General features: G+C 42.7%; 21 protein-coding genes and 1 tRNA gene. 12 read left to right on the top strand and 10 right to left on the bottom strand.

Features of this window, described 5'->3' with window-relative positions; all coding sequences use genetic code 11:
* The coding region (locus RMY16_RS19590) for a peptidoglycan-binding protein (RefSeq protein ID WP_322737810.1) at nucleotides 1-614 on the bottom strand (614 nt) is incomplete at its 3' end.
* 529 nt (nucleotides 615-1143) lie between these two features.
* On the opposite strand from RMY16_RS19590, the gene RMY16_RS19585 reads away from it, so the two are divergent.
* From RMY16_RS19585 to RMY16_RS19555, 7 genes are all read left to right on the top strand, one after another.
* Nucleotides 1144-2592, top strand: coding sequence for a hypothetical protein (locus RMY16_RS19585; protein ID WP_322737809.1), 1449 nt, complete (start codon nucleotides 1144-1146; stop codon nucleotides 2590-2592).
* A 192-nt stretch (nucleotides 2593-2784) separates the two neighbouring features.
* Nucleotides 2785-3246, top strand: coding sequence for a ribosome maturation factor RimP (gene rimP / locus RMY16_RS19580; protein ID WP_322660565.1), 462 nt, complete (start codon nucleotides 2785-2787; stop codon nucleotides 3244-3246).
* Nucleotides 3247-3482: 236 nt separating this feature from the next.
* Nucleotides 3483-4766: a transcription termination factor NusA gene (gene nusA / locus RMY16_RS19575; RefSeq protein ID WP_322660564.1), complete on the top strand. Its 1284-nt coding sequence runs from the start codon at nucleotides 3483-3485 to the stop codon at nucleotides 4764-4766.
* Between the two features lie 149 nt (nucleotides 4767-4915).
* Nucleotides 4916-5185: a YlxR family protein gene (locus RMY16_RS19570; RefSeq protein WP_094348539.1), complete on the top strand. Its 270-nt coding sequence runs from the start codon at nucleotides 4916-4918 to the stop codon at nucleotides 5183-5185.
* A 481-nt stretch (nucleotides 5186-5666) separates the two neighbouring features.
* Nucleotides 5667-8831 (top strand): translation initiation factor IF-2, encoded by a 3165-nt coding sequence (infB, locus tag RMY16_RS19565; RefSeq protein ID WP_322660561.1) that lies wholly within the window; start codon nucleotides 5667-5669, stop codon nucleotides 8829-8831.
* 103 nt (nucleotides 8832-8934) lie between these two features.
* Nucleotides 8935-9555, top strand: a complete 621-nt coding sequence (locus RMY16_RS19560) for a low-complexity tail membrane protein (protein ID WP_289796855.1) — start codon at nucleotides 8935-8937, stop codon at nucleotides 9553-9555.
* Nucleotides 9556-9788: 233 nt separating this feature from the next.
* Nucleotides 9789-9986: a hypothetical protein gene (locus tag RMY16_RS19555; protein WP_322660560.1), complete on the top strand. Its 198-nt coding sequence runs from the start codon at nucleotides 9789-9791 to the stop codon at nucleotides 9984-9986.
* Here RMY16_RS19555 and RMY16_RS19550 read toward each other — a convergent pair.
* Nucleotides 9983-10519 (bottom strand): alpha/beta hydrolase, encoded by a 537-nt coding sequence (locus tag RMY16_RS19550; protein WP_322737808.1) that lies wholly within the window; start codon nucleotides 10517-10519, stop codon nucleotides 9983-9985. The genes RMY16_RS19555 and RMY16_RS19550 overlap by 4 nt on opposite strands.
* Before the next feature lie 376 nt (nucleotides 10520-10895).
* On the opposite strand from RMY16_RS19550, the gene RMY16_RS19545 reads away from it, so the two are divergent.
* A complete protein-coding gene (locus RMY16_RS19545; protein WP_322737807.1) occupies nucleotides 10896-12590 on the top strand; it encodes a DUF1565 domain-containing protein in 1695 nt (564 codons plus the stop codon).
* Between the two features lie 352 nt (nucleotides 12591-12942).
* Here the strand turns inward: RMY16_RS19545 and RMY16_RS19540 are convergent, their stop codons facing one another.
* The gene (locus RMY16_RS19540) at nucleotides 12943-13236 is read right to left on the bottom strand and encodes a DUF3493 domain-containing protein (protein WP_322737806.1); all 294 of its coding nucleotides are present in this window, start codon (nucleotides 13234-13236) and stop codon (nucleotides 12943-12945) included.
* 33 nt (nucleotides 13237-13269) lie between these two features.
* Between RMY16_RS19540 and RMY16_RS19535 the strand changes: the two genes are divergently transcribed.
* A tRNA-Thr gene (locus RMY16_RS19535) sits at nucleotides 13270-13341 on the top strand.
* A 137-nt stretch (nucleotides 13342-13478) separates the two neighbouring features.
* On the opposite strand, the gene RMY16_RS19530 is transcribed toward RMY16_RS19535, so the two are convergent.
* The 3 genes from RMY16_RS19530 to RMY16_RS19520 form a co-directional block, all read right to left on the bottom strand.
* Complete coding sequence (locus tag RMY16_RS19530) at nucleotides 13479-14516, bottom strand: SGNH/GDSL hydrolase family protein (protein ID WP_322737805.1); 1038 nt, start codon at nucleotides 14514-14516, stop codon at nucleotides 13479-13481.
* A 278-nt stretch (nucleotides 14517-14794) separates the two neighbouring features.
* Nucleotides 14795-16189 carry an S-layer homology domain-containing protein gene (locus RMY16_RS19525; protein ID WP_322737804.1) on the bottom strand — a complete coding sequence of 465 codons (1395 nt, stop codon included), beginning with the start codon at nucleotides 16187-16189 and terminating at the stop codon, nucleotides 14795-14797.
* Between the two features lie 813 nt (nucleotides 16190-17002).
* The gene (locus tag RMY16_RS19520; RefSeq protein WP_322737803.1) at nucleotides 17003-17212 is read right to left on the bottom strand and encodes a hypothetical protein; all 210 of its coding nucleotides are present in this window, start codon (nucleotides 17210-17212) and stop codon (nucleotides 17003-17005) included.
* A 592-nt stretch (nucleotides 17213-17804) separates the two neighbouring features.
* Here RMY16_RS19520 and RMY16_RS19515 point away from each other — a divergent pair.
* A complete protein-coding gene (locus tag RMY16_RS19515) occupies nucleotides 17805-19010 on the top strand; it encodes a histidine kinase (RefSeq protein WP_322737802.1) in 1206 nt (401 codons plus the stop codon).
* A gap of 17 nt (nucleotides 19011-19027) precedes the next feature.
* Here the strand turns inward: RMY16_RS19515 and RMY16_RS19510 are convergent, their stop codons facing one another.
* Nucleotides 19028-20053, bottom strand: coding sequence for a PleD family two-component system response regulator (locus tag RMY16_RS19510; protein WP_322737812.1), 1026 nt, complete (start codon nucleotides 20051-20053; stop codon nucleotides 19028-19030).
* 646 nt (nucleotides 20054-20699) lie between these two features.
* Between RMY16_RS19510 and RMY16_RS19505 the strand changes: the two genes are divergently transcribed.
* Complete coding sequence (locus RMY16_RS19505; RefSeq protein WP_322737801.1) at nucleotides 20700-20960, top strand: chlororespiratory reduction protein 7; 261 nt, start codon at nucleotides 20700-20702, stop codon at nucleotides 20958-20960.
* Between the two features lie 327 nt (nucleotides 20961-21287).
* Here RMY16_RS19505 and RMY16_RS19500 read toward each other — a convergent pair whose 3' ends face one another.
* Entirely contained in the window at nucleotides 21288-21857 is a 570-nt protein-coding gene (locus RMY16_RS19500; protein ID WP_322660542.1) for a DUF2854 domain-containing protein, read from the bottom strand.
* Nucleotides 21858-22273: 416 nt separating this feature from the next.
* On the opposite strand from RMY16_RS19500, the gene RMY16_RS19495 reads away from it, so the two are divergent.
* Entirely contained in the window at nucleotides 22274-22447 is a 174-nt protein-coding gene (locus RMY16_RS19495; RefSeq protein ID WP_322660540.1) for a hypothetical protein, read from the top strand.
* A 129-nt stretch (nucleotides 22448-22576) separates the two neighbouring features.
* On the opposite strand, the gene RMY16_RS19490 is transcribed toward RMY16_RS19495, so the two are convergent.
* Both RMY16_RS19490 and ppk1 read right to left on the bottom strand, forming a co-directional pair.
* A complete protein-coding gene (locus RMY16_RS19490; protein WP_322737800.1) occupies nucleotides 22577-22993 on the bottom strand; it encodes a response regulator transcription factor in 417 nt (138 codons plus the stop codon).
* Between the two features lie 196 nt (nucleotides 22994-23189).
* Complete coding sequence (gene ppk1, locus RMY16_RS19485; protein ID WP_416211685.1) at nucleotides 23190-25361, bottom strand: polyphosphate kinase 1; 2172 nt, start codon at nucleotides 25359-25361, stop codon at nucleotides 23190-23192.
* Between the last annotated feature and the right edge of the window lie 16 nt (nucleotides 25362-25377).

Below are 25377 nucleotides of genomic sequence, written 5' to 3'. Positions count from 1 at the left end.
GGTGTAGCTGTTGGTGTAGCTGTCGGTGTAGCTGTTGGTGTAGCTGTCGGTGTAGCTGTCGGTGTAGCTGTCGGTTTAGTTGTTGGTGTAGTTCTCGGTTTAGTTGTTGGTTTAGTTGTTGGTTTAGTTGTTGGCTGGCTGAAGAGTGTTTTTGCTTCTTCATTCAGCTTTTGGCGGAGTGCTAAATTAGCAATTCCAGTTTCTTGCAACTGATATTTCTTCTGATACTCCTTCACCACTTCTTCCGTGCGGGAACCATAAAAATGATCGCGTGGCAGGGGAGGATTTGGCTTCACCACTGCATTCAAATTTCTGTGTAGAATTTGAACGATGTTAGCAGCAAAATCTTGGGTTTTTGGGCCTGCTATGCCATCAACTGGTTTTAACTTATAACCAGTCTGAAATTCACGAATTGCCTTTTTAGTTTGCTCATCCGTCAAAGCAGTATTTGTTACCTTAACGTTATAGCCTAATCCCCGCAATACCTCACGGAATTGTTGGGGCGTATAACTTTTTTGAGGGGCTGCAAAACCTGTGTCTGTAATTACCAAACTAGCAGTCATTAGGCAAGTAACAGCAAAGGTTGCGCTTGATTTTCCAAACCCACACCACATACTTAAAAACTCCTTTGGGTTAAATCAGCAGGATCATAAACGTTAACAGCTGCATTTTAAGTTTGTTTAATAACTTTTTTCACGATTATTTAATGAATTTTGAACAAATTGTGATTTTTTTTGTTAAATTTAGGTAAAAATTTAGAAAATAATTTGTGTCATCTATCAAAAGAATGATCTTGTGTTGGCAGAGAAATAGCGGTTATTTTATCATTTGAATCGAATACACCCTTTTAACACTAAATTACTGTATGAGTGCATATCTGTGCATTGGTGTCAACTTAAGGTGAAAGGCAGTCTCTTGACCTGTGGTTGTGCTGCCATGAGGAGAATTTTCAGCCTATGGTTGGACAAGAGATTCTAAAGGGGCTTTGTTTGGGCTTAAATTGACAGCCATGACAGATGTGCCCTTCTACTGGGGTCTACTCGACTGGAAATTGCTGTAATTGGTTAAAAAGGGCAGAAAGCAAATTAATAAATGAAAGAGTTTATGTTTTAAATACCAAACAAGTATCATATATTACAGAAAATGAAAAATATAAAATTTTCTAAACAGCGTAATCTTTGGTTTGAAAGATTTATGGCAATTACTGCCGCCGTAAATTTAAGTTTAGTTTTGTTTGATTTAAGTTACGTACCTTGGCGAGATTTCTACTTGCGAAAAGTTCCTCAAATTACTAAGATTTATGACCCAATAAAAGGTATTGAAAGTCATCGAGACACAAAAAGTTATTTAGAAACAGTAGATGCATTAGAAGAACAAGTTAGGCAAAGTGGGTTAGAGTCGCCTCAGGTAGATAGCAGGCTAATACAAATAAGTCGTCTTAGCAGCGAGATGATTGACAGTAACCCGTTTGCGGGAGCGAATAAGAGTGGGACGTTGGAAAAAATCAAACAAAGGATGCGATCGCACATCGGCAAAGAATCTGCAAAACAGTCCTTCGCTACTTTTTGGAGTCAGCAGCACTTATCACAAAATGGCTGGGATAAAGAAATTAATTTTTTTAACAAAAGCATCCGCCCTTTGATCGCCAGTAACTACTACCGCCAAATCGGGGAAAATGGCGATTTTATTGATCAATTCTGGATTATTGACTTACCGTTTGTGATTTTATTTGGTGTAGAATTGCTGGGGCGCACCTTCTTGCTCAAACGCCAACATCCTGGTTTTAGCTGGTTAGAAGCACTATTGTGGCGTTGGTACGATTTATTTTTACTAATACCATTTTGGCGAGAGTTGCGAATTATACCTGTATTAATTCGCCTCGATCAAGCGCAGTTATTGAATCTGCATCCAGTACGAAAGCAAATCAATCAGGGGATTGTCGCCAATTTTGCCGAAGAACTCACAGAAATTGTCGTAGTGAGAGTGATTAATCAGGTTCAGGGTTCAATTCAACGGGGTGAATTAACGACCTGGCTCTCACAACAAGAAAATTTACGTCCCTACATAGATATTAATAATGTGAATGAAGTGGAGGCGATCGCAGGTCTTTTGGTAAAAACAATTGTCTACCAAGTGCTACCTGATATCCAACCTGCGATCGTTGCCATTCTGCGCCACAACATCGAAACCGTCTTCCATCAAGTCCCCGTCTACCGCAACCTCCAGAACCTCCCTGGCGTGGGACAGGCCCAAACCCAGTTAAGCGAACAACTGGCGACCCAAATCACAACTAATCTTTACAAAACTTTAGTTAGCGCTGTTGAAGACCCTGTAGGAGCAAAACTCACCAGTCAACTAGTAGAAAGCTTCACCAAGGTATTGGGATCTCAAATCAAGGAAAAACATGTACTCTCAGAAATTCAGAGTTTACTTTTTGACTTCTTAGAGGAAATCAAACTCAACTACGTCCAGCGTTTATCCCAAGAAGACATAGACCAAATTATCGAGCAAACCCGGCAGCTACGAACACAAGTATCAGTTCCCGTGGTAGTAGATAAAGGCATTACTCTCCCAAAAATACGGGAAGGGTAGAGAGAGCAGAGGGGCAGGGGAGATGAGGGGACAAGAAGAATAACCAATGCCCAATGCCCAATACACGACTATAAAAGAAATGCGCTAAACTCGAATTAGGCGAATCATCATTTGGTTCGTCACAAGACTTCTTGGAAGATATACCTATCGCAGGAAGTGGGTCGATGCCCACTTTTTTTATTGAATTCTCTCATGGCTCATCCTTTAGTTCCACAAATTATTGATTTGGCGACACCAGTGGCAGAAGAACTGGGATTGGAAGTGGTTGGCGTGGTTTTTCATACCAACCAAAGTCCACCAGTCTTGCGGGTAGACATTCGCAATCCTGAGCAAGACACTGGGTTGAACGATTGTGAGAGGATGAGCCGTGCTTTAGAAGCCTGCTTAGATGCTGCGGAAATCGTTCCAGATACATACGTCTTGGAAGTGTCTAGTCCTGGTATTTCGCGGCAACTGGTAACAGACAGGGAATTTATTTCCTTTAAAGGATTTCCTGTCATTATCTCCACAACGCCCCCCTACGACGGACAACAAGAGTGGATTGGTCAGTTGATTCGTCGGGATGAGACAGCACTTTACTTAAATCAAAAAGGTCGTGTAGTCGAAATTCCCCGCTCCCTAATTACTAAGGTGCAGTTAGACGAGCGCCGATAAACAAAGGGCTATGGCTCAAGAGTTAGAGACTAGAGCACCTTAGCTCAAGGCTAGAGATTAGGAACTAAGGGCTAAAGGTTAGAGGCTAGGGCTAGAGGTTAGAGATTAGTTTAAAGCTATTCTCTAATCCCTGGCTCTAGTGCGTAGTTTTCAGTCCCTAGCCTCCAGTCCCCACTCACTAGAGATGCGATTAATCGCGTCTCTTCCCACTCCCTAATTTTTAAAGGAGATTGCTTATGTCAATGGTTACTTTATCTGGATTAAAAGAATTAATTGAAAGTATAAGTCGCGAACGGAATTTACCCCGGCTTGCAGTTCAATCAGCGATTAGAGAAGCACTACTTAAAGGCTATGAACGTTATCGCCGCGCCCAAAATTTAGAGCGCAAACAGTTTGACGAAGATTATTTTGAAAATTTTGAAGTAGAACTCGATATTGAAGGAGAAGGATTTCGCGTTCTTTCTACCAAAACTATTGTCGAAGAAGTAGATAACACAGACCACCAAATTTCTCTAGACGAAGTTCAACAAGTAGCTCCCGAAGCGCAGTTAGGGGACTCTGTAGTGCTGGATGTTACCCCCGACCAAGGAGAATTTGGTCGGATGGCGGCGATGCAAACTAAGCAAGTATTGGCGCAAAAATTACGGGATCAACAGCGCCAGATGGTGCAAGAAGAGTTCCAAGATTTAGAAGGAACTGTTCTCCAAGCAAGAGTCCTGCGGTTTGAGCGGCAATCAGTGGTTCTAGCAGTTAGCAGCGGCTTTGGTCAGCCAGAAGTAGAAGCCGAATTACCGAAGCGGGAACAGCTACCCAACGATAATTATCGGGCAAATGCCACCTTCAAGGTATATCTCAAAAAAGTCTCCCAAGGTCAGCAACGAGGGCCACAGTTGCTTGTGTCTCGTGCTGATGCTGGTTTGGTAGTTTATCTTTTTGCCAACGAAGTCCCAGAAATTGAAGATGAAGTTGTACGGATTGTTGCCGTAGCTAGGGAGGCAAACCCCCCTTCCCGTTATGTCGGCCCCCGAACTAAAATAGCAGTAGATACTCTTGATCGCGATGTAGACCCAGTAGGCGCTTGTATCGGAGCCAGGGGATCACGAATTCAAGTGGTAGTCAACGAATTACGCGGTGAAAAAATAGATGTAATTCGCTGGTCGCCAGACCCAGCAACATACATAGCTAATGCCTTAAGTCCAGCACGGGTAGATGAAGTACGCTTGATGGATCCAGAATCACGGCAAACTCACGTACTTGTAGCTGAAGATCAATTGAGTTTGGCCATTGGGAAAGAAGGGCAAAACGTCCGTTTGGCAGCCCGTCTGACTGGTTGGAAAATAGACATTAAAGACAAAGCTAAGTATGACTATGCAGCAGAGGATACCAAGTTTGCAGCCGTCAGAACAAAATATCAATCAGAGGAATCAGACGAAGACGATCTTGAATATGAAGAAGAATTTGAGGATGAAAATCAGAACGAACTAGAAGAAGATAGTTTTGATAATAACGATGATGAATAATTGATTAATTTTGTAAAGTTTTGGTACTGTAGATTGTAATCTCAGTTTCAAGGACAATTTTCTCAAAAGCTAATTGGTATAAGTAAAAAATAGTAATAATAAACTTCTTTTTACATCCAATAATCCTGGGCTGAGATCGCAAAGAACCGATGAAACCAAATTATCGGCGCTGTATTAGCTGCCGTAAAGTAGGCTCAAAAGATCAGTTTTGGCGGATTGTCCGCGTCTTTCCATCGGGAAAGGTACAATTGGATCAGGGCATGGGGCGTTCTGCCTATATTTGTCCAGAAACGAGTTGCTTACAAGCGGCTCAAAAAAAAAATCGACTAGGGCGATCGCTACATGCATCAGTGCCAGAAGCACTGTACCAAAGCTTGTCGCAACGTCTAGCCCGCAGTAATACCCAAAACCAAATTTAGTTGGAACAACTTTGTGGCGTAATCATTAGAGGAATTGTGTCGAAAGCCGAAGTCGCGCTTTCATCACCCCCTGTTGATCGTTAAGGTTAGTGCCAAAATAGTAAATGGGTGGAAAAGGCATTCGGTTCTCTAATAATCAAAAGGGACGAGGCCAGATTCCCAGAATCAAGATGTAATCGATTGTGTTGTGGAAGACTCAGAATCAACAAAACAAGAAACTACAAAATGGCAACCTGGTAGCGCTCAGGCGCAGTTCGGCGTCAAGGGTTCCTATAAAAATCTTTTATTTAAGAAATTTTTATGGGTATCCCTCAACCATCATTCCTGGTGGGGATGCCACTATTAAACCGAAACATCTCTCTTTCCTGATTGGAGGCACCGGCAAAAACTGAACGGCAGTCTAAAAACAGTAATCCAAGGATGGAGATGTCGCAAACCAGGCAACCATCCGCTAAAACTGTAAATTAAAGGGGAAGAGTGGATGAACAACGGCAAAGTTAGAATTTATGAATTATCAAAGGAATTGAATTTGGATAACAAAGAGCTACTAGCAATTTGCGACCAGCTCGATATTGCGGTCAAAAGCCATAGCAGCACGATTTCAGAATCCGAGGCAGAAAACATCCGGGCGGCAGCAGAAAAGCTTGCAACTACGAATGTGTCAGCCAAAAAAGAACTAGGTACAACCAGCCATAAGCCAAATTCACCACCCAACGGCGGACCTTCGCGACCTGCTGCACCCCACAAACAGCAAATTTTGGAAATACGCAAACCCAAAATATTGAGAAATACTACTCCCAACGCCCCAGAGGCGTCACTTGCTAACAATACCCAAGCTGCCTTGTCTGAAGCTAATCCTCCCTCTCCTCCACGGCCTTTCGCTACACCAGTCTCACCCCAGAAACCGGCAGCACCAACTCGACCTGTGCCCCGGACTCAATCTGAGACTCAAGAGCAACCTCCGATCGCTGACTTGGAACAAACGCCTAATCCAAATCCAGCACCGGAAAAAATAGCATCCCAAAAACCAGAAAAAACAGTTTCACTGAGGCCAAAATCGGAAAAACCGATCAAACCGCAACTAGTTGCTCCTCCAGCCAGACCTGCGGCGGAAGAAGCCCAGGTGGTAGATGAGCCGCCAGTATCTCAGGCAGATAAACCGATCCTCAAACGCGACCAACGGTTACGGCCCGCAGAAGGCGATCGCGAGCAAATTAAGCCAAGAGTCGCGAAACTGCCAACAGACCAGTCTCCACCAGGTGCGCCACAAAGGACAAGTCGTCCTACTCCTGCACCCAGCAGACCAGAGCAGAGGGGTAACAGACCATCTGCACCATCACAACTGGGAGAGGGACAAAGACCCAGACCGGCACGTCCAGGTGAAGCAGTAGCAGCCGCAATGCCGATCGCTACTCCACCCAGACAGATGTCAGGCATAGCGAGCAAATCTCAAGGATTGGGTGATGAACCAGTCACACCAGATCTCCTCGATTTGAAACGCCCAAGTCCGCCTCGACCAACCAAAGGTGGCAAAAAGTGGGTAGAAGAGGAAATAATTGACGAAGTTAAAGAGAAGGCAAAAGCTGGCGTCAAAGGCAAGCGGATCAAACCCATACTTGATGATGAGTTTGAAGAAGATTTGCTCGATGATGACGATATAGATTCACCAGCCACAGTCCAAGTCAGCCTTTCTATTGCTCGTCCTCCCAAACCGAAAGCGACTCGACCTGTACAGATGCCAGGTGCAACCCTTGCTAGCGCCCCAACTGCAAGAGCCAGAAAGTCTGGTTCCAGGTCTGGTTCCAAATCTGGTTCTGGGCGCGACCATCAGCAAAACCGTCGCCAAGAAGCCGAAACAAAACGCGATCGCCCCGAAAAAGTGACGATCACAGGGCCGTTGACTGTGCAAGAACTGTCTGACGTATTAGGCGTTGCCGATACAGAGATTGTCAAAATCCTGTTCCTGAAAGGGATGGCAGTGAGTATCACTCAAAATCTAGATATTCCCACAATTACCCTGGTAGGAAAAGAACTAGAAATAGAAGTTGAAACCGTCGAACGAGAAGCAGAAGCTCGGAAAATCACGGAAATGGTCGGTGCAGAAGACCTAGAATATCTCCACCGCCGTCCGCCAGTCGTGACAATTATGGGTCACGTAGACCACGGGAAAACAACTCTGCTCGACTCAATTCGCAAAACCAAAGTGGCTGCCGGCGAAGCTGGCGGTATCACTCAACACATTGGCGCATACCATGTAGATTTGGAACATGAGGGCAAACCTCAGCAGATAGTCTTCCTGGATACTCCTGGTCACGAAGCCTTTACAGCTATGCGGGCACGAGGAGCGCGGGTAACAGACATTGCCGTGTTAGTAGTAGCTGCTGATGATGGTGTCCGTCCCCAAACCATTGAAGCCATTAGTCATGCCCAAGCTGCGGGAGTGCCAATTGTTGTTGCAATCAACAAAATTGACAAAGAAGGGGCACAGCCAGAGCGGGTTAAACAAGAACTGACCCAGTATGGTCTGACATCAGAAGACTGGGGCGGTGAGACAATCATGGTTCCTGTGAGCGCCATCAGAGGTGAAAATCTGGATACGCTCTTAGAGATGATTCTCTTAGTAGCAGAGGTTGCAGAACTATCTGCCAACCCTGATCGTAACGCCAAAGGAACTGTCATTGAAGCACATCTGGATAAAGCCAAGGGAGCAGTTGCTACCCTGCTAATTCAGAATGGCACGCTGCATGTGGGAGATATCTTAGTAGCTGGCTCGGCCTTCGGTAAAGTCCGGGCGATGGTGGACGATAGAGGTAAGAGAGTAGACATTGCTTCTCCTTCCTTTGCTGTCGAGGTACTAGGTTTAAGTGATGTGCCAGCAGCCGGCGACGAGTTCGAGGTCTTCCAGAACGAAAAAGAAGCCAGAGCACTCGCTAGCGATCGCGCAGACAGACAACGCCTATCCCGTCTGCTACAAGGACGTGTTACCCTTACAACCCTGTCAGCTCAAGCACAAGAAGGCGAGTTGAAAGAACTCAACTTGATCTTGAAAGGAGACGTACAAGGTTCGGTGGAAGCCATTGTGGGAGCGCTCAAGCAAATCCCGCAAAACGAAGTCCAAATTCGGATGCTGTTGGCTACGGCTGGGGAAATCACCGAGACAGATATCGACTTAGCAGCTGCCAGTAACGCTGTAATTATCGGCTTCAATACCACCTTTGCCAGTGGTGCTAGACAAGCCGCCGATGAAGCGGGTGTCGATGTCCGGGAATATAACGTGATCTACAAACTCCTAGAAGATATCCAAGATGCCTTGGAAGGTCTTTTGGAACCAGAGTTGGTGGAAGAACCCTTGGGTCAAACCGAAGTCCGTGCCGTCTTCCCAGTCGGTCGTGGTGCGGTTGCCGGTTGCTACGTTCAATCTGGCAAGCTAGTTCGCAACTGCAAAGTCAGGGTGCGACGTGGCGGTAAGGTGATCTATGAAGGCGTCCTTGACTCCCTAAAACGGATGAAAGAAGATGCTCGTGAGGTGAATGCCGGCTATGAATGCGGTGTCGGCATGGATAAATTCAATGATTGGGTTGAAGGTGACATCATCGAATCCTATCAGATGGTTACGAAGCGCCGCACTCTCACCTTAACGAGATAGTGTTAAGGGTAAAATGGTTAGAAGTTAGGAGTAATAAATTAGGAGTTAGGAGTTAAAGGCTGCTAATTCTTAACTCCTAACTCTTAACTCATAACTCTTTATTATGCATTCATTTCGCTCTGAACCTATTTTGTGGATTCACGTTGCTGGATTGGCAACGTTACCTGTTTTTTTAGTACTCTGCTTATTGTTCCTGTCTGTAGGCGAACCGTTTTTGCCAGTCTGGGTGGAGCTAGTCTTAGTTGCCTCTATTGGTGTTCTCCCCCTGCTATGGATGCAGTTGCGTCGCCCTTTTTATATATTTGCTCTTTTAGGAATAGCCCTAAAGCCAGAAAATCTGACTGAACGGCAGCGAAAAATTCTTTGTTTAATTAATACAAAGTTAAATCGGATACTCGCATTAGTTGCAGCAGTATTATCAGTTTGGGTACTGTGGAATCTTTACCAAATTGCCCCATTAGTAGCAAATTCAGCTAAATTTCTCCCACAATGGCGTAGCCTTGCACTAGTGCTTGCGGGATTAGCCTTTTTGGGCAGCAATCTATTTTTACAAATACCTGTGAGTGTAATGCGAGTTTTGGTGATTAATGAGACAGAATTCGCTGGCATCGAGCCATTATCTTTAGAAAAGATTAAGCAAGATTTCACCATTTTAGGAGTGCGGGTTAATCAAATCGTGCCCCGATTATTGCAATCCTTATTTAGGATAAATACAGATTCGTAATAGTCCCTAAAGTGTATTACAGCGGATTTCAAGTTGGTAAGGTACACCAGCTAAGTCTGTTACCCATGTATAAAGCGTGTTTTACTCCTGAATTCTGCTGTATTTGACTTTTAAAGGACTAGATAGAAAAGCAGGGGAGGCAGGGGGTAAAGGAGCAGAGGAGAATAAATAACCAATGCCTAATGCCCAATGCCCAGTTACCGTTGAAGTTTAAAATAAAGGAATAAGGAACTATGGCTCAAATTCCAGCTTCTAGTGATCGCCAATTTTCTGCCGATACTGAAATTTGGTATAGCCTCAAATGTGCGATCTCCACTAGTTCAGGTTTTCAACGTTGGCAACTAGAACGCGATGCTCAATTAGAGGGAATTCGCTTGGAACATCAGGTACAACGGTATTTAAGAGAAACTTTAGAAACTTTAGCTTACTAAAGACCAAATAAATCTTGTAGGTTTGTTTGCAAGCGGCGGAGTTGACGGTATGCCCTCTCCAAGCGATCGCCATCAACTTCCACTTCATTGGTAGGATAATTTTTAATAATTTCAATCAACGATACTTGCCTGTCTTGACTAGCAGAAAGTACCAAAGCGGCTCGTAAAGCCTGCCGATTTGCTCTTTGAGACGGTGTAGAAATAACTTGACTAATTTGAGCCAAAATAATATTACCAATCTGGCTATTTAGCACTCTATCTAAAAATACAAGGTTTACCTTCACTGGCTTTGTTAAATACTGACGAATGGCTTTGGGGTCTTGTCGCGCCAAAGCTAAATTCACTCTTAATGAACGTGAGAGTTCACCTGTTTGGGCAAAGGTGGATAGTTCCTCTACAGAAAGTGATTCACGGAAGATACCATACTTCAGTACTACTCGTTCCGCAGCAAAGGCAGGAGTGGACAAAAATAGAAGACAGATACTACCTACTAAAATTAAGGCGTGACGCATCCCCAAAAAATTAAAACACATTTCTCCCAATTTCCAATAGGTTTGCTTTACCTGCGATCGTATTTCAGCAGAATTAGTTGTGGCATCTAGCTTTAGGGAATACTAAAAATCGCCTCATCCCCTTAGTGCCTATAAGAAAATTTTCTGAATCACACAAGATTAGGACTTACGCAAAAAACCTCTCTAGCTCTTATTCCCCTATGTCCTTTGTGGTTTTATTTTCCGTGACCTGTGCGTAAGTCCCGCTAATGTATAAGTTCTATGATCTATCTAAGGAATTTAGCTGAATCAGTGCTAATCATCCAGTATAGTTTGCATGGGTTTTACAGCAGCCACAAAACTGCTACCTTTAACCTTGTTCGACATACCGTAATTCAGCACATCACAGACGGAAAAAATGAAATATCGGGGTTCTCACATTTCTCTAGCGAAAAATTTTCGCCTTCTCTCTAGCAGTCATCTCAAATCTACTTTGCGCGTAAAAGCTGGACTAACGGCAATGCTTGTTATTTCTAGTGGGTCAATACTACTACAGGGCAAGGTTAATGCTGGTGCAACTTACCCAGAAAGTATCGCCCCAACTCGCACAGCCCAAGCTCCTGCAACTGCCGCAGCGATTTACGTTAATCCAGCAACTGGTGCAGATAGGGCTGGTGCTGGTGCCACTTTAGCTGCACCCTACAAAAGTATTAGTTTCGCTCTCAGTCAAGCCCAACCAGGTGCTGTTATTCAATTAGCACCTGGGAACTATAACCAGGAAAGTGGTGAAACCTTCCCACTGTTACTTAAACCAGGGGTGACACTGCGGGGTGATGAAGCTAGTAAAGGTCAGGCGATATTAATTACAGGTGGAGGTTTCTACACTAGTCGCACCTTTGCTAGACAAGACATTACTATCCTGGCCGACCAAGATACCACGATCACTGGTGTCACTGTCACCAACCCGAATAGCCGGGGTACGGCTGTATGGGTGGAGTCAACTAATCCCATTATCAAAAACAGTACTTTTACTAACAGTGTCAGAGAGGGTGTTTTTGTCACGGGTACAGGCAATCCTAAAATTGAAAGTAACCTCTTTGTGCAAAACAAAGGGAATGGGATTTCAATTGCTAGAGCTGCCCAAGGAGAAATCCGGAATAACTTATTTCAGGATACTGGTTTTGGTCTTGCGATCGGTGGGACTTCCACACCTCTAGTTGTAGAAAACCAAATTATCGAAAACCAAGACGGTCTTTTTATCTCAGAGTCAGCGAAGCCCGTATTGCGTAAGAATGTCATTCAAAACAATAAGCGGGATGGAGTTGTCGCGACTGTTAATGCTTTACCCGACCTTGGAACCAACGAAAATCCTGGTGGAAATCTTATTCGCAATAACACTCGTTATGATGTGAACAATGCCACTAAAACCAGTCAAATTCTCGCTGTTGGTAACGATATCGACCAGAAAAAGATTTTTGGCTCAGTAAATTTCGTTGCTGCAACTGTTGATGTACCGCCTGGAGGGCCTGTCGCCTTTAAAGATGTGCCAGCAAATTACTGGGCAAAAACCTACATCGAAGCTTTAGCCTCCCAAAATATTATTGCTGGTTTTCCTGATGGCAGCTTTAAACCCAATGAACCTGTAACCCGCGCTCAATTCGCCACTATTGTCACTAAAGCCCTAACACCACCAAGTAAACGCACAGCAATTAAATTTAAGGATGTAGCAACCAACTTCTGGGCTTACGCTGCAATTCAATCTGCTTATCAGAGTCAATTTGTTTCTGGTTATCCCGATGGCACTTTTAAGCCACAGCAGCAAATTCCCAGAGTGCAAGCGTTAGTCGCTTTAGCTAATGGTTTGGGCTTAACTGCGAATAATCAGAATATTCTTTCCTTTTACACCGATGCAGCCCAGATTCCTAATTATGCGATCGCTCCTGTTGCCGCGGCAACTGCACGGCAACTAGTAATCAACTATCCCACAGTGAAGCAACTCAATCCTAATCGTCAGGCAACTAGAGCCGAGGTTGCTGCCTTTGTTTACCAGGCACTTGTCAATGCTGGACGTGCCCAACCCATTCCTTCATCCTATTTGGTAACTGTTCAGTAAATACCTAGTTAGCAAATTGAAAGCGCCAGACTAACAAATTATTAGTCTGGCGCTTCCAATTAATGTGAATTTTTTAAATTTAAGGGTTTTTAAACATAAAAATTGGGGTCTTTAAACATGGCTGACCCCATTTGAATGTGATTGGGTTTATGGTCAGGGTCTTTATATTGGCTGACCCCGTTTCAATGATTTCTATCTTCTCAGAAATTCTTGCTTTTTAGGATTTCCTAATAATTTTTTTATTTTTTCTTTCTTAATATTTTAATCTTCATAAAAGCATTAATAAATTTGAAGAATATAAAGATATATCAAAATAAAGTAGTCAAAAATTAACTAGCTAAAATTTCTCCCTTCAGGAATTAGAATTTTTACCCGATTGGGAGCGTTGTTGCCGACGCTGTTCCCAGCGCCAGAGGAACACCATTAAGGCAACTATTCCTAATTGGAGAGCTAAACTTGGCATTGCACTCTCAACATTGCGTCCGGCAAGCACTTGGAAGAAAAAGACGAATGCACCAAGTGAGCCAGAAGCACCGAAAGCAATGTAGAAAAATTGTCGTAACCCGCGATAAGGAGCGGCTATTTCTGCTTTGAGGCTGGCATACTGTTCAGGATTAAGCCGATTTTTAGGATTTTGATCTACCATGATTAAATCATGTTATACTTTTAGATTGTGTACGCCGATGTGGCTCAGTGGTAGAGCAGCTGATTCGTAATCAGCAGGCCGTGGGTTCAAATCCCATCATCGGCTTTAATTAAACTATTCTTCAATATTAGAGTTTGACATAAATCAAGCATCTAGCCAAATGGGTGTCAAAAAAATGTCTACGGCGGCAACTACGCACCATACTTCTACAATCCAGCGCCGTAAATCGTTGCATCAACAATCTAACCTTCTGTCATAACTGCTGCTCTTTTTTGTTGGCGTTTCAGCGCTCTTAGTGCACCAAAAGCACCAAGAGCGAAAATGCCCAAGTTGATCGCAGGTTCAGGGGCAGACTTAGCCTCAATCGCTGCTAGTGTAGTATCTGCTACTAACTTATGAACGTCTGTTGTTGGATGCACGGAGTCAAAGAACAAATAATTGTTTGGTTGAGAACATACGCTTGTGATTGTCTGTAAATTCCCTACTACGCAAGGGTTAGCCACATCTTTAAACCCAAATGTCCCTGGATTTGCTTGTACTTGATTAAATAGGGAAAACACATCCACAGAAATCAGATTCAGGTTAGAGTTATTGCTAAATTTGCTTAGTTTTTCTGCTAATCTCGTGTTATGGTCATTTGTCAAACTAGTCAAATTGCTAGATAGACCTGTCGCAAATGCAAATGGAATCTTGCCCAAATCAGGCAAGTTAAAGACTAAAATATTTTTTGCGCCAGATGCAGCAAGTAACCCTACTGCATCTGATAAATTCTGGACTGTTTGAGCCGCATTGGTAGCTTGACCAAACACATAATCATTTGCACCTCCCCAAACAGCATAGAGGGCATTTGGATCAAGCTTCTGATTAGCTTGTAGAATAGGTTGCGTCAACAAACCGACTTGCTCTAGTATTCCCGGTAAAGGTGCATTAGGAACAACAGCATTACCTTGACCAGAACTAGCACCGCCCACAGCAAAGTTAATACCTTGATTGGGAATAGTAGTATTTAAACTAATGTATGGAGAGGGTTGTAATCCTAGCTGATCTCCAAGGTAGTCTACCCACACCTGATCATTGGAAAAACGACCTTGAAAGTAGGGTGGATCTTGGGGAATGGCTGTTGTCGGAGCAACTAAACCGCCAGTAGTAGCGAAAACATTGCCAGTATCAGAAAGACTGTCGCCAAATACATAAAATTTGGTAAAACTCGCAGCACTCGCTTTGGTCGGCAACATCAAAGATAAGAGAACAAATCCTGCTGCTACAGCTTGTTTTTTCATATTTTTTTTACCCGTGATATTTTTTAATTTGTTTAAAAGTAATGAAAGGGCAATAGTCTGACGACTTATCTTTTGACTTACTTTAAAACTAAGTACGCCTATTGAGTTAACTTACGTTGTTTTACTTAACTATGCACCAAAAATTCATTAAACACGGGTAAAAACGCTGAAAATACCTAGATTTACATTTTCTTGATAAAAAATAGTTATTTCACAAAGAAATGGCAAATTTTACCACCTTTTAGAAGGTAATTGCTCACTTTTATGATACCGATAGACTAACCGCCTTTTAATTTCAAAGCCTCAGTAGCCGAAACACCCTCACCCTGACTACCGAAATACCACAAAGCCGTAGCAGCCTCAGCACGAGTTACTGGTTTTTTGGGTTGAAACAGAGTCGTATAACCAAACACCCGCCGAATATTCGATTGTTCGCCATTCTGATAATCAGCCAACACTGCTCTTAAAGCCTTAGAATCAATTTTCGCTGCGTCTTGGAAACCCCAGGTTTGTTTGACCGCATCTAAGTTAGCAGAGGGTAAAGCTTGGCGAGTATCTAAGGGTAATTTCCACAGCAGCAACTGTTCCCGCGTTAGAGGTGCATCAGGACGAAATAAAACTACTGTAGAATCTCCAGACAATGGACTGGGAATTAACCCAGCTTCAGCTAATCCCTGAATTGCGGGGAAATCAGGGTCTTTTGCTGACACATCACTAAAAGCGGGTTGAGTACTTTCTGATGCCAAGCGAATCTGTTTAGCTGGATTGTTGGTATATACAGCATTGTTAGCAGCAATTAGCCAACGAGCATATTCCCGATGTGTAACGATTTTACTGGGTTCAAACTGATTAGTTGTGCTAGTAGAATTGCTCTTAGTTGTCTTTGCTTCTATAGATAAAACACCTAATGCAGCCAAGTCTTGGATATGTTGCCGCCATTCTTGTGGTGCCTTGTTCAGATCGTTGAATACCTGAGATTTAGGGGTGGCTGTAGGGATTGTTTGGTTATTAGCTGTGCTTGGTGGCTGTGCTGCCAAGTTTGTGGGTGGTACTGGGCCAATGAACTGTGAACTTCCCGGTTGAGGAACAGCGTTAGCAGTTTCGTTAGGATTTGTAGTTGAAGTAGATTGTGCTGTTGCTGTACTATCCGGTACGTAATCAATCAGTAATTCAGTGGCTGTTTGGGGTTGATTAGGTGTGGCGTTAGTAACTGATTTGGGCTGAATGGAAACCTTCAACAGCAAATCGTTGCGACGTGCCTCAAAAGCTCCTCCTGTATCATCTGTTGGCTGTTGCAAAATCTGCCAGTTATTTGTTTGAAACTGGCTGCGATAAAAACTAGCAATAAAATTACTGGGGTCAGAACTTAACCAACGAGTTGAGATTTTGTTTTTTGAGCCGCTAGCAGGTGTAACTTCCTGTAGTTTGGCATTGGAATATAAGGGGATATCTTTAGGAAAATCAGATGGTAACTGAACTGCTGATTCATTTTGCTGTGCTTGCGGTTGATTATCTTGGGATTCTCCAAAGACAACTTGATCGCTTTGCAGTTTCGGATCTGCCGCCAAAGATTGCTCAAGGTTTTTGGCGACTGGGCTATTAGCACAGGCTGTTAACGAAGTGAGTATAGCAGCCCAAATTAGAAATACAGCTGGACGTTTACAGGGAAGCACAGGAAATCACAAATTGAGTTTCAATTCCTACCCTAGCGCAGACTGTCCATTAAATGGAAATCGGGTATGGAGCATGGAGAAGAGACAAGGTAGACAAGGAAGAGGGGGTAGACAGCTCAATAATTCTCCCTTATCCCCTCGTCTCCCTGTTCTCTTCTGATTCTCCATATCACCAAAAGACACTACCGACTCACTACGTCTTCTTCGTAAATGTCTATGTTGATGATATCTTCAAAAATGAGTAAACGGTAGCAAAAGCTACCGTATTGTCTTCGTTTTACAGCCATTAGGTTTTGATAATTCCTATGCTTATTTATAGAGTTCCCTAAAATTCTGGAAAACTAACATTTTTGGGAAAAAACATAAATAACCTGAAATCCTTGATATATAGGAGTTTTATGATTTGGAAGTTCGTAATAAGGACTTTAGTATTTAGATGAGGGCTAGAGCCTCCGACTACAAACCGATCTATACTAGATTGTGAACCAATTTTTCAGATAGTTATCTAAACATCCAAGTTGTAGAGCAGATAACTAATTGATAACTGCTCAAAAAACAGTTTAGCTAGCAAAAGCTTGAATCTACTTACCAGATGCACTAGTTGTAATGCGATGCCTACGGTGGGCAAAGCCTACGCTAAGCAACTGAAGTGATAGACTAAGAATAAAGTCCCCCTTAGCCTCACCCAAAGAGGGGAATAAATCGAGTTAACTAACACTGGCTGAAAAGCGATTCTGGAAATTATTCATCTGACGATGGTAAGGTAAGTAAGGCAATCTCTGGAAAATGCCAATGTGAAGCAATTCCAGGAAATTAGCGTAAGTTCGTTCTTATTGGCGACTGGGGTAAATAGGTAAAGCAGTCAAGAGTCGCAGCAGTTTCCCTAGTATTTCTAAATTGATTTTCTAGAGAAAGTGCTACTTGTGCTGTAGTCAAGAGTTTCTTGACAGCCTCGAAAGCAGTGAGTGCTTCGTCTAAAAGTGCGTAGTTTACCGTCGTAGGCATCGCCTCTATGTTATCCAAAACTTTCCCTCAATCGACCCATCCCCTGTTATTCTGGGATAGGGCTGTAGTTCTTCTAGGAAAGCTGGAAGGTGCGCTTCGCAAGTTATAGAAGTAGTACATAGTTATCTATGGCTGTTTTTCCAATCCTAGTTAATTATTGGCTTGAGGCGAAAAAGACACTTCATCAAATGCACTGGCGGTTGAAAAAAACCTCTACAAACTTGGTCTGAACAGTTAACAGCTTCCTGATAGATTAGATACAATTAGCATCTGTGTTTTCTTGGGCGATCGCTTGCTGAAAGCGAGTACTCAAATTGACATGGTGCTGCACTAGCCGATTTGACATAGCATTAAACCTTTCACCTGGTGGCTCTGGCGAAAATTTTTGATTCAGGGCAAATTAAGACTTATATTCAAGGGGCTTGGGTGTTTCTTGGAGATAAAGTTAACCAAACGGGAGCAAAAGGCTGAATCAGATATGTCTGATGTCAAAAATGCAGATCGGATAGGAGAATGAAAATCTAAAATAGATATTAAGAAGAAAAAACAACGACCATCGACAACCGTCAGTCCTTTTTACTTTCTGTAAAGCGTCACCGGGTTGTTACCAGTGCTGAAACACGATTACATGCAAGTTTCCCAGGATCAGCCTATTTATTCTGAAGCTCCACTCCAGCTGTTACTGTTTGTCGATGGACGCCCCAAGTCCCGCCAACAGGTGCAGCGAATACGTGCTTACTTAAAAGAATTGCAGGCTGAGTATAGTTTTGAACTTCAAACTATTGATGTTGGTCAACAACCTTACTTAGCAGAACACTTTAAATTGGTAGCAACGCCAGCTTTAATCAAAATTCACCCGGAACCACGACAGGTTTTGGCTGGGAGTAATATCATAGCGCAATTGAAAAACTGGTGGCCTCGCTGGCAAGCCGCTGTAGACGCCTATTTGAAATTACAGGAAGACTTACAAGAACGGATAGACGATAATGCTAGGGTGACATCACCCAAATCTACTATCCGTTCAGTTGCTGTTTCTGCCGAACTCATCCGACTCTCAGACGAAATTTTTCGCTTAAAACAAGAAAAAGATAACCTCCAAGAGCAGCTACAGTTTAAAGATCGGGTGATTGGGATGCTGGCACACGATCTCCGCAATCCCCTAACAGCCGCAGCGATCGCCATCGAAACTCTCCAATCTAACTACAATTTAGAGACAGGACAATTTCAGCGCCTCAAACCATCCTTGACAGCGCATCTATTAAAACAAGCCCGTAATCAAACGAAGATCATTGATCGCATGATTGCCGACCTTTTGCAGGTAGGTCGTGGCAAAGATACAGAATTTCCTATCTTACCACAAAAAGTACAGCTAGGTAAACTGTGCTTAAATGTACTAGAAGAATTGTGCGATCGCTACACTGCCAAATCCCAAGAGGTCGAAACAGATATTCCCAACGACTTACCTTATGTATATGCTGACCCAGAACGCATCCGGCAAGTCCTAGTAAATTTATTAGATAATGCCATCAAATACACCCCAGAAGGTGGCAAAATTAGCATCGCCGGATTGCACCGCACTACCCAAAAAGTTCAGTTTAGTATTGGCGATACTGGGCCTGGTATTCCTGTAGAGAATCGCGATCGCATCTTTGAAAACCACTTCCGCTTACAACGGGATGAAGGTACAGAAGGTTACGGCATTGGCCTTTGTCTATGCCAACGCATCGTTCTGGCACACTATGGTCAAATTTGGGTGGATTCTACCCCCAATAACGGAGCATGGTTTCACTTCACACTGCCAGTTTATCCTTCTTAGGTATTGACAAATGACAATTAAGAACTTGAGACAAAGCGATCGCGTCCCCCGGCCTTTGCTTGGTAGAGTGCTTTATCTGCCAGCACGATCAACTCTGAAGGTGAAGATTCCCAAGTCGGGACAACAGTTGCCACACCCATGCTGAGAGTGACGTGCTGACTCACCGCAGAACCGTCATGAACAATTTGCAAATCTTTGATTCCTGCTTGAATTGCGGCGGCAACGTGAAGTGCGCCAGATGCAGGAGTGTATGGCATAATTACAGCAAATTCTTCGCCACCATAACGCGCTACTAAATCCTGATGTTTTTGTGCCTTAAGGCTTAAGACAGCACCCACCTTTTGTAAACATACATCCCCTGCCGGATGGCCATATTTATCATTATAAAATTTAAAAAAGTCGATATCACACAAAATCATTGACAAGGGAAATCCCTCTTGTGCGAGATTAATCCATTGAGTATTGAGATAATCGTCAAAGCGGCGACGATTAGCCAACTCAGTTAAGCCATCTACATTTGCAAGGTGATGCAAAGCTTCGTTTGCCGCCTCTAACTGTTTGTACACTTGTGCTTGCTGTAGCAGTCGGCGCAACCGCTGGCGTAATACAGGCCAGTGAATTGGCTTAGTAACATAATCAGTCGCTCCCGCTTCAAAAGCACGGTTTACAGATTCCTCATCGTCCAAGCATGTGATCATCAAGATGGGAGTGCGCTCCCATATTTTGGAGATAACCGTATTGTTGAGAGTCGAGTCAGTATCAAAGGTGGCAAGGGCTGAGATTAAATTATTCCTGGCAATTTGGAGCAAGTGCTTACAGCAAGTAAAGCCATCCATCACAGGCATTACAGCATCTAGCAAAACTATATCCGGTTTGATAGTCTCGTAAGCATCTAAACATTGCTTACCATCATTAACCTCGACCACTCGATAACCTTCTTGTTCCATTGCTTTACGCAACAATACCCGGATGGTCTTGTCATCATCAGCCACTAGAATCAGTGGTGGTTGCTTAGAAACAGAAAATGGGCTTATGCCTGACATGAGTTGCCTTCCACTTGCGGGACTATCCTGAAAAAGGCCGTGCAACTCAATCGCATAGGAGCGATCGCTATTTTCATCAATGCCAGGATTTGCGTCAAAGGTTTGTCTGGCTTGACAATCAACTGTTTTTTGACAATGGACTGCCCAATGTTGTTGGCCCAAGCAAGCGGTAGATAAATAAGTTGCATAGACAATCTGTAATTGGAACACGAAGGCAATTGCTACCTTTTTGTTCAGCGATGGTTATGGGAGGAAATGTTACTTTTATATTTCCCTATTGTTAAAGTCAAATTACGATTTTTTTGAGAATTACAAATACACACCTTAATTCTTTAGTTGTGTAGTTAATTGAGAAACCTAGCGATCCAGAGCAAGGCAATTGCCAAAATACCCTCAGAAGATAGTTAATACTAAATACTAATATCACCTGACTGAAATTTATTTAGTCTATCTGACAAGGCTTGCTGAGGTTTAGTATAATTACATAAGATTGAGATAAAACTTAGTGCAAAACTTTATTTTCAAGTGACTTCATAACCATTCCGCTCTAGCCATAAACCGCCCAGAACTCAACGTTGGCTAAACAAACAAGCAAAAGCTCTTATAAAAACCATCCAAACCTATTGACATTCGCTAAATCTTAAAAATGCCAGACTCATTAATGTACCAGCAGGATAATTTTGTTGTTCTAGAAACAAATCAACCAGAACAATTTATGACACCATCAGAGCTATTAGAAAAGCTCAAAATAACTCTTCAAAAACTCATAACTCAAGATTTACCGCCTGACTTGCAAAAGTTTGATACTGTGGAAACTCAAGCCCAATATTTAATTGACACTAGCTGCGAATTAGATATTGGCCCTGGGAAATATTTACAGTGGTACGCAGTTCGTTTAGAAAAGTAAATTTTTGGTAAGTGCTTGAAAGAATCCTAAAGAAATTTTAAGCAAAAATTGCTGCCCATCTCCCCGACTTCTTCAAAAAGTTGGGGAGTTAAATCGTGGTTAAGGGAATTCCCAAAAGAATAATTACTAATTCACAATTCATAGTTAAAGACACTGTACACTAGTCCACACACTCATCAAAATTTAGTGGTCAACAAGAGAATGGAAGTATAAGAGCCACCACTAATTGTAATTATGAATTATTAATTACTTTGACTGTTGCAAAAATATGGTCAACAACAAGTCATAAAGGAATGAAGTTTGGGTAACGATAATTTTTGCTTTTGACTATTGACTACTGACTAGTGATTCTTTTTGAGTATTGATTAGCGCTAGCTCAATTGTATTTTCAGATGGCTGCGTTATTTGAATTTCCAATCCAGGACCAAAATAATTGGTCATTTTTTCATGCTTTTTTTGCCACACATCAATTGGTATTAGCGGTGAATCAAATTCTAAAATTAGGGCATAGCTTCCATTAACTTCTGTTTCTCGTAACCCTGTGACTGTTGGACGTTCTTGGTCATTGGGACTCAAACCCAGAAAAGAAAGTGTTGTATCTAGATGAGCATCTTGACCATAGCAATATCGGGTAATGTCTTTGCGAATTTTATTTTGAGTATCAGTTGCTTGCTGCTGGCGCAGTATCAATGTTGACGGTGACGTAGTTTGGGTAAATGGTACTGGCTTAAGTTCATTAGCTTTTAGTGCCAGTCCTCCCAATAATAGAGGAATCCCGTAAAAAAATCCGACAAGATTGAGTGTGGCATTATTATCAGCATAGGCAATAAAGCCAATGATGGTTAATATGCCACCGATAGTTAGACCGAGTGTTCCCAAAGAGATTTGGCGTAGCATGAGCTTAAATTAGTATAAAGTCTGAATACCTTAGTTTTATTATCATCGGCTATGAGTAACAAATTAGGGAAGAACATTGTCCCCAGGCGCTAGTATTCAACTAATCCTAAATTGCCATATTAAGGCGGTTACAAACCGCACGCCAGTTGCTAAAGAGACGGAAGGGAACACACCAAGAGGGAACAAGTCAGGCATTACATTACCGCCTAAAGCACTGGCTTCGTATAAACTAGACTTTACCCACCTTTGTGTTTGTGGTTTTCAAAGACTCAATTTTTCTTTAATCCACATTCGCGCAGTATCCCGTAGGGAAGGCAAGTGACTCTAAGTTGACCATTAAGGGTCTATAGTGTCCCAGAATATTAGATTTTGAGTTAACTTTAAATTTAAAGGTAGTTAAAGATAGGAAAAAAATAATGGATCTACAGACTATAAAAGAACGAATTGTCGCAGTTCAAAGTAAACGCGATTACCTATTAAGCTTACTGGAGCAACCAAACCTGGGAACTTTGAGAATTGACGTAAATCAGGCTTTGGAAGAACTGGATGAACTAATTGATGAATTTACACGCACCATTCCGGGAGAGTAGAAGTTCTCAAAAGTTACGTCGGTTTAACCTCAACTTCAGGCTAGACCGACGTTATTCACTAGTATCATGTCTTCAAATCCCCAGAATTCAACTAAGCCTGAGTTGGCGAAGCAATAATCACTGCATCATTTATCCTGCCACTGAACCATCTCCTGCACCCTGACCTAGCTGCCTAACTAAGGCAATAAGTTCGCTTGTAGGTACATCTTTCTTGCAAACGTTATCAAAGCTAGACATTGCCTTTGTCCCGTGAAAACTTACGTCTTCCACTGAGGAGTAAGCCAGTATCTGGGTGTTCGGAGATATAGCTTTAATGTGACTAGACGCACTCCACCCATCCATGACTGGCATCTGTAAATCTAGAACAATTACGTCAGGATGGCAACGTTTAACCATTTCTATAGCTTCTTCACCATTACTGGCTAAACCTACTACTTGAATATTTTCCTGGCAAGAGAAAACCAATTGTAAGGTTAAGCGAGTCAGCTCGTGGTCATCAACTACTAAAACACGCAAGGTAGAAAGCTCGCAGGATAACATTAACATTGAGGGGAAAGACAAATTTATTCAGAATAACCTTTCCAGTTTATGAGAACAAGTGCCAGCACTAACTCTATCCTATGGTTGAATAACTTGCGTGAACCTATGATAAACAACTGAGACAACTGCTCAAAAAATTCAATTAAAAAAAAGACTAAGTTGAGCTAATTGTCAAGGTATAAGTAACTTATTTTTTAATCAATCAGGTTGAGACTACACCAGTTGAGCGTAATGCCATGTTCATGAGAATTTTTTGTGAATTAGCTTCTGGAGAATCATCATAAGGACGCCGTTGAATGTAAGTACCATCAGCTTGTAATTCCCAAGCTTGGCGATTATCTGCAAGCATAATTCCCATAATTTCTTGCAAATCTTTAGCAATATCTGGGTCTTTTACTGGGGTAATTACTTCGACTCGGCGATCTAGGTTGCGACGCATCCAGTCAGCACTGCCGATATATATCTCCTCCTGTGTATTGTTATGAAAATAATAAATCCGAGAGTGTTCTAAAAAGCGACCGACAATGCTGATGATGCGAATGTTTTCACTAATATCTTTAATTCCTGGGCGTAAACAACAAACACCCCTGATAATTAAGTCGATTTGCACTCCAGCGCGGGAAGCTTCATATAAAGTGGCGATAATTTGCGGATCTACTAGGGAATTCATTTTGGCAACAATCCGTCCAGAAAATCCATTTTGAACATTTTCGATTTCGCGGTGAATTAGTGCCAAAAAGCGATCGCGCATATTTACAGGCGCAACCAGCAACTCTCGGTAAGATTTTTGCAGGGAATATCCGGTTAAGAAATTAAATAAATCTGTGATGTCAGCACCCAATTCTTCACGGCAACTAAACAATCCCAAATCTGTATACAGTCGTGCTGTTTTCTGGTTATAGTTCCCAGTGCCAATATGCACGTAGCGACGTATCCGGTCTTTTTCGCGCCGTACCACCATGACGGTTTTACTGTGGGTTTTTAGCCCAACTAAACCATAGACGACATGAACTCCAACTCTTTCTAGTCGTTTTGCCCAGTAAATATTATTCTCCTCATCAAATCGCGCCTTTAATTCCACCAGCACAGATACTTGCTTGCCATTTTCGGCAGCGGCAATTAAGGCGTTGACGATGGGCGAGTCACCAGAAGTCCGGTAAAGGGTCATCTTGATGGCTAATACATTCGGATCGTAGGCAGCATGGGTAATAAAGCGCGCTACTGTAGCCGAAAAGGATTGATAAGGATGGTGTACTAGCAAATCCTTTTCCCGAATTACAGCAAAAAAGTCTTTTCCTTCCTCCGTCTCCAGCGCATCTGGGTCTAAACTCGGTTCTCTCAGCCTTTGCAGGCGTAAGGGTACAACAGATTGGCGTGGTGGATCTTTGAGCTCCGGCAATGGCAAGGACATAAAGTACATTAAATCCCGCAGTCCCAAAAGACCATTTACCTCGTAAACATCACTTTCTGTTAATTCCAAATCTTGTAATAATCGCGATCGCACTATTTCCGGAGTTTGGGATTGAATTTCTAGCCGGACTGGACTTCCACCCAGCCGCCGTTTTCGCAATTCCTGTTCGATTGCTAACAACAAATCATCTGCTTCATCTTCTTCTAAGACCAAATCGGCATCACGGGTAATGCGGAACGGATGATATTCTTGAATGTTCATCCCTGGAAATAGAGATTCCAAGTTATGAGCGATCGCCTGTTCTAAAGGTACCCCAGTCCAGTGGGCAGGTTTTTCGCTATTCTGATCTCCCAACTCAGGCGGTATCGGTAAAAATCGTGGTAGAACGCTAGGGACTTTAATTCTGGCAAAGAATTCTTCTTCGGTGTCTGGGTTCTTGACCACAACAGCCAGATTCAAACTGAGATTAGAAATAAACGGAAAGGGATGACTAGGATCGACAGCCAGAGGAGTCAAAACTGGAAAGATTTGTTCCTCAAAATAGCTGTTGAGATGAGTCCGCTGCTTTTGATTTAAATCTATGTAATTCAGAATATGAATGCCATGATTTACTAGTAAAGGACGAAGTACTTCCTCAAAATGTTGGTGCTGTTTGTTGACATGGGGAGTAAGGGTAGACCTAATATCGTCTAGCTGTTGTTGTGGTGTCCGGCCATCGGGAGTTAACAGGCTAACTTTTGCCTCTACTTGTTGCTTTAAGCCAGCAACGCGCACCATAAAAAACTCATCTAAATTAGAGTTAAATATTCCCAAAAACTTAAGACGTTCCAGAAGTGGGGTGCGATCGTCACAGGCTTCATGTAATACCCTGGCATTAAATTCTAACCAGCTTAACTCTCGATTAAGATAATATTGTGGATCGCTGAGATTGATGGGGGTAGCGCTTTTCTTAGATTTTGCCATAATGACCTAAAGGCAG

The sequence above is a fragment of the Nostoc sp. DedQUE12b genome, from assembly GCF_034530835.1.
Taxonomy (GTDB): Bacteria; Cyanobacteriota; Cyanobacteriia; order Cyanobacteriales; family Nostocaceae; genus Nostoc.
This window is presented reverse-complemented; position numbering and strand designations above follow the sequence as displayed.

Coding starts and splice junctions, on each gene's coding strand:
- RMY16_RS19585 (WP_322737809.1), top strand. CDS start 1,144: ATGAAAAATATAAAATTTTCTAAACAGCGTAATCTTTGGTTTGAAAGA.
- rimP (WP_322660565.1), top strand. CDS start 2,785: ATGGCTCATCCTTTAGTTCCACAAATTATTGATTTGGCGACACCAGTG.
- nusA (WP_322660564.1), top strand. CDS start 3,483: ATGTCAATGGTTACTTTATCTGGATTAAAAGAATTAATTGAAAGTATA.
- RMY16_RS19570 (WP_094348539.1), top strand. CDS start 4,916: ATGAAACCAAATTATCGGCGCTGTATTAGCTGCCGTAAAGTAGGCTCA.
- infB (WP_322660561.1), top strand. CDS start 5,667: ATGAACAACGGCAAAGTTAGAATTTATGAATTATCAAAGGAATTGAAT.
- RMY16_RS19560 (WP_289796855.1), top strand. CDS start 8,935: ATGCATTCATTTCGCTCTGAACCTATTTTGTGGATTCACGTTGCTGGA.
- RMY16_RS19555 (WP_322660560.1), top strand. CDS start 9,789: ATGGCTCAAATTCCAGCTTCTAGTGATCGCCAATTTTCTGCCGATACT.
- RMY16_RS19550 (WP_322737808.1), bottom strand. CDS start 10,519: ATGTGTTTTAATTTTTTGGGGATGCGTCACGCCTTAATTTTAGTAGGT.
- RMY16_RS19545 (WP_322737807.1), top strand. CDS start 10,896: ATGAAATATCGGGGTTCTCACATTTCTCTAGCGAAAAATTTTCGCCTT.
- RMY16_RS19540 (WP_322737806.1), bottom strand. CDS start 13,236: ATGGTAGATCAAAATCCTAAAAATCGGCTTAATCCTGAACAGTATGCC.
- RMY16_RS19530 (WP_322737805.1), bottom strand. CDS start 14,516: ATGAAAAAACAAGCTGTAGCAGCAGGATTTGTTCTCTTATCTTTGATG.
- RMY16_RS19510 (WP_322737812.1), bottom strand. CDS start 20,053: ATGTCAGGCATAAGCCCATTTTCTGTTTCTAAGCAACCACCACTGATT.
- RMY16_RS19505 (WP_322737801.1), top strand. CDS start 20,700: ATGCCAGACTCATTAATGTACCAGCAGGATAATTTTGTTGTTCTAGAA.
- RMY16_RS19500 (WP_322660542.1), bottom strand. CDS start 21,857: ATGCTACGCCAAATCTCTTTGGGAACACTCGGTCTAACTATCGGTGGC.
- RMY16_RS19495 (WP_322660540.1), top strand. CDS start 22,274: ATGGATCTACAGACTATAAAAGAACGAATTGTCGCAGTTCAAAGTAAA.
- RMY16_RS19490 (WP_322737800.1), bottom strand. CDS start 22,993: ATGTTAATGTTATCCTGCGAGCTTTCTACCTTGCGTGTTTTAGTAGTT.
- ppk1 (WP_416211685.1), bottom strand. CDS start 25,361: ATGGCAAAATCTAAGAAAAGCGCTACCCCCATCAATCTCAGCGATCCA.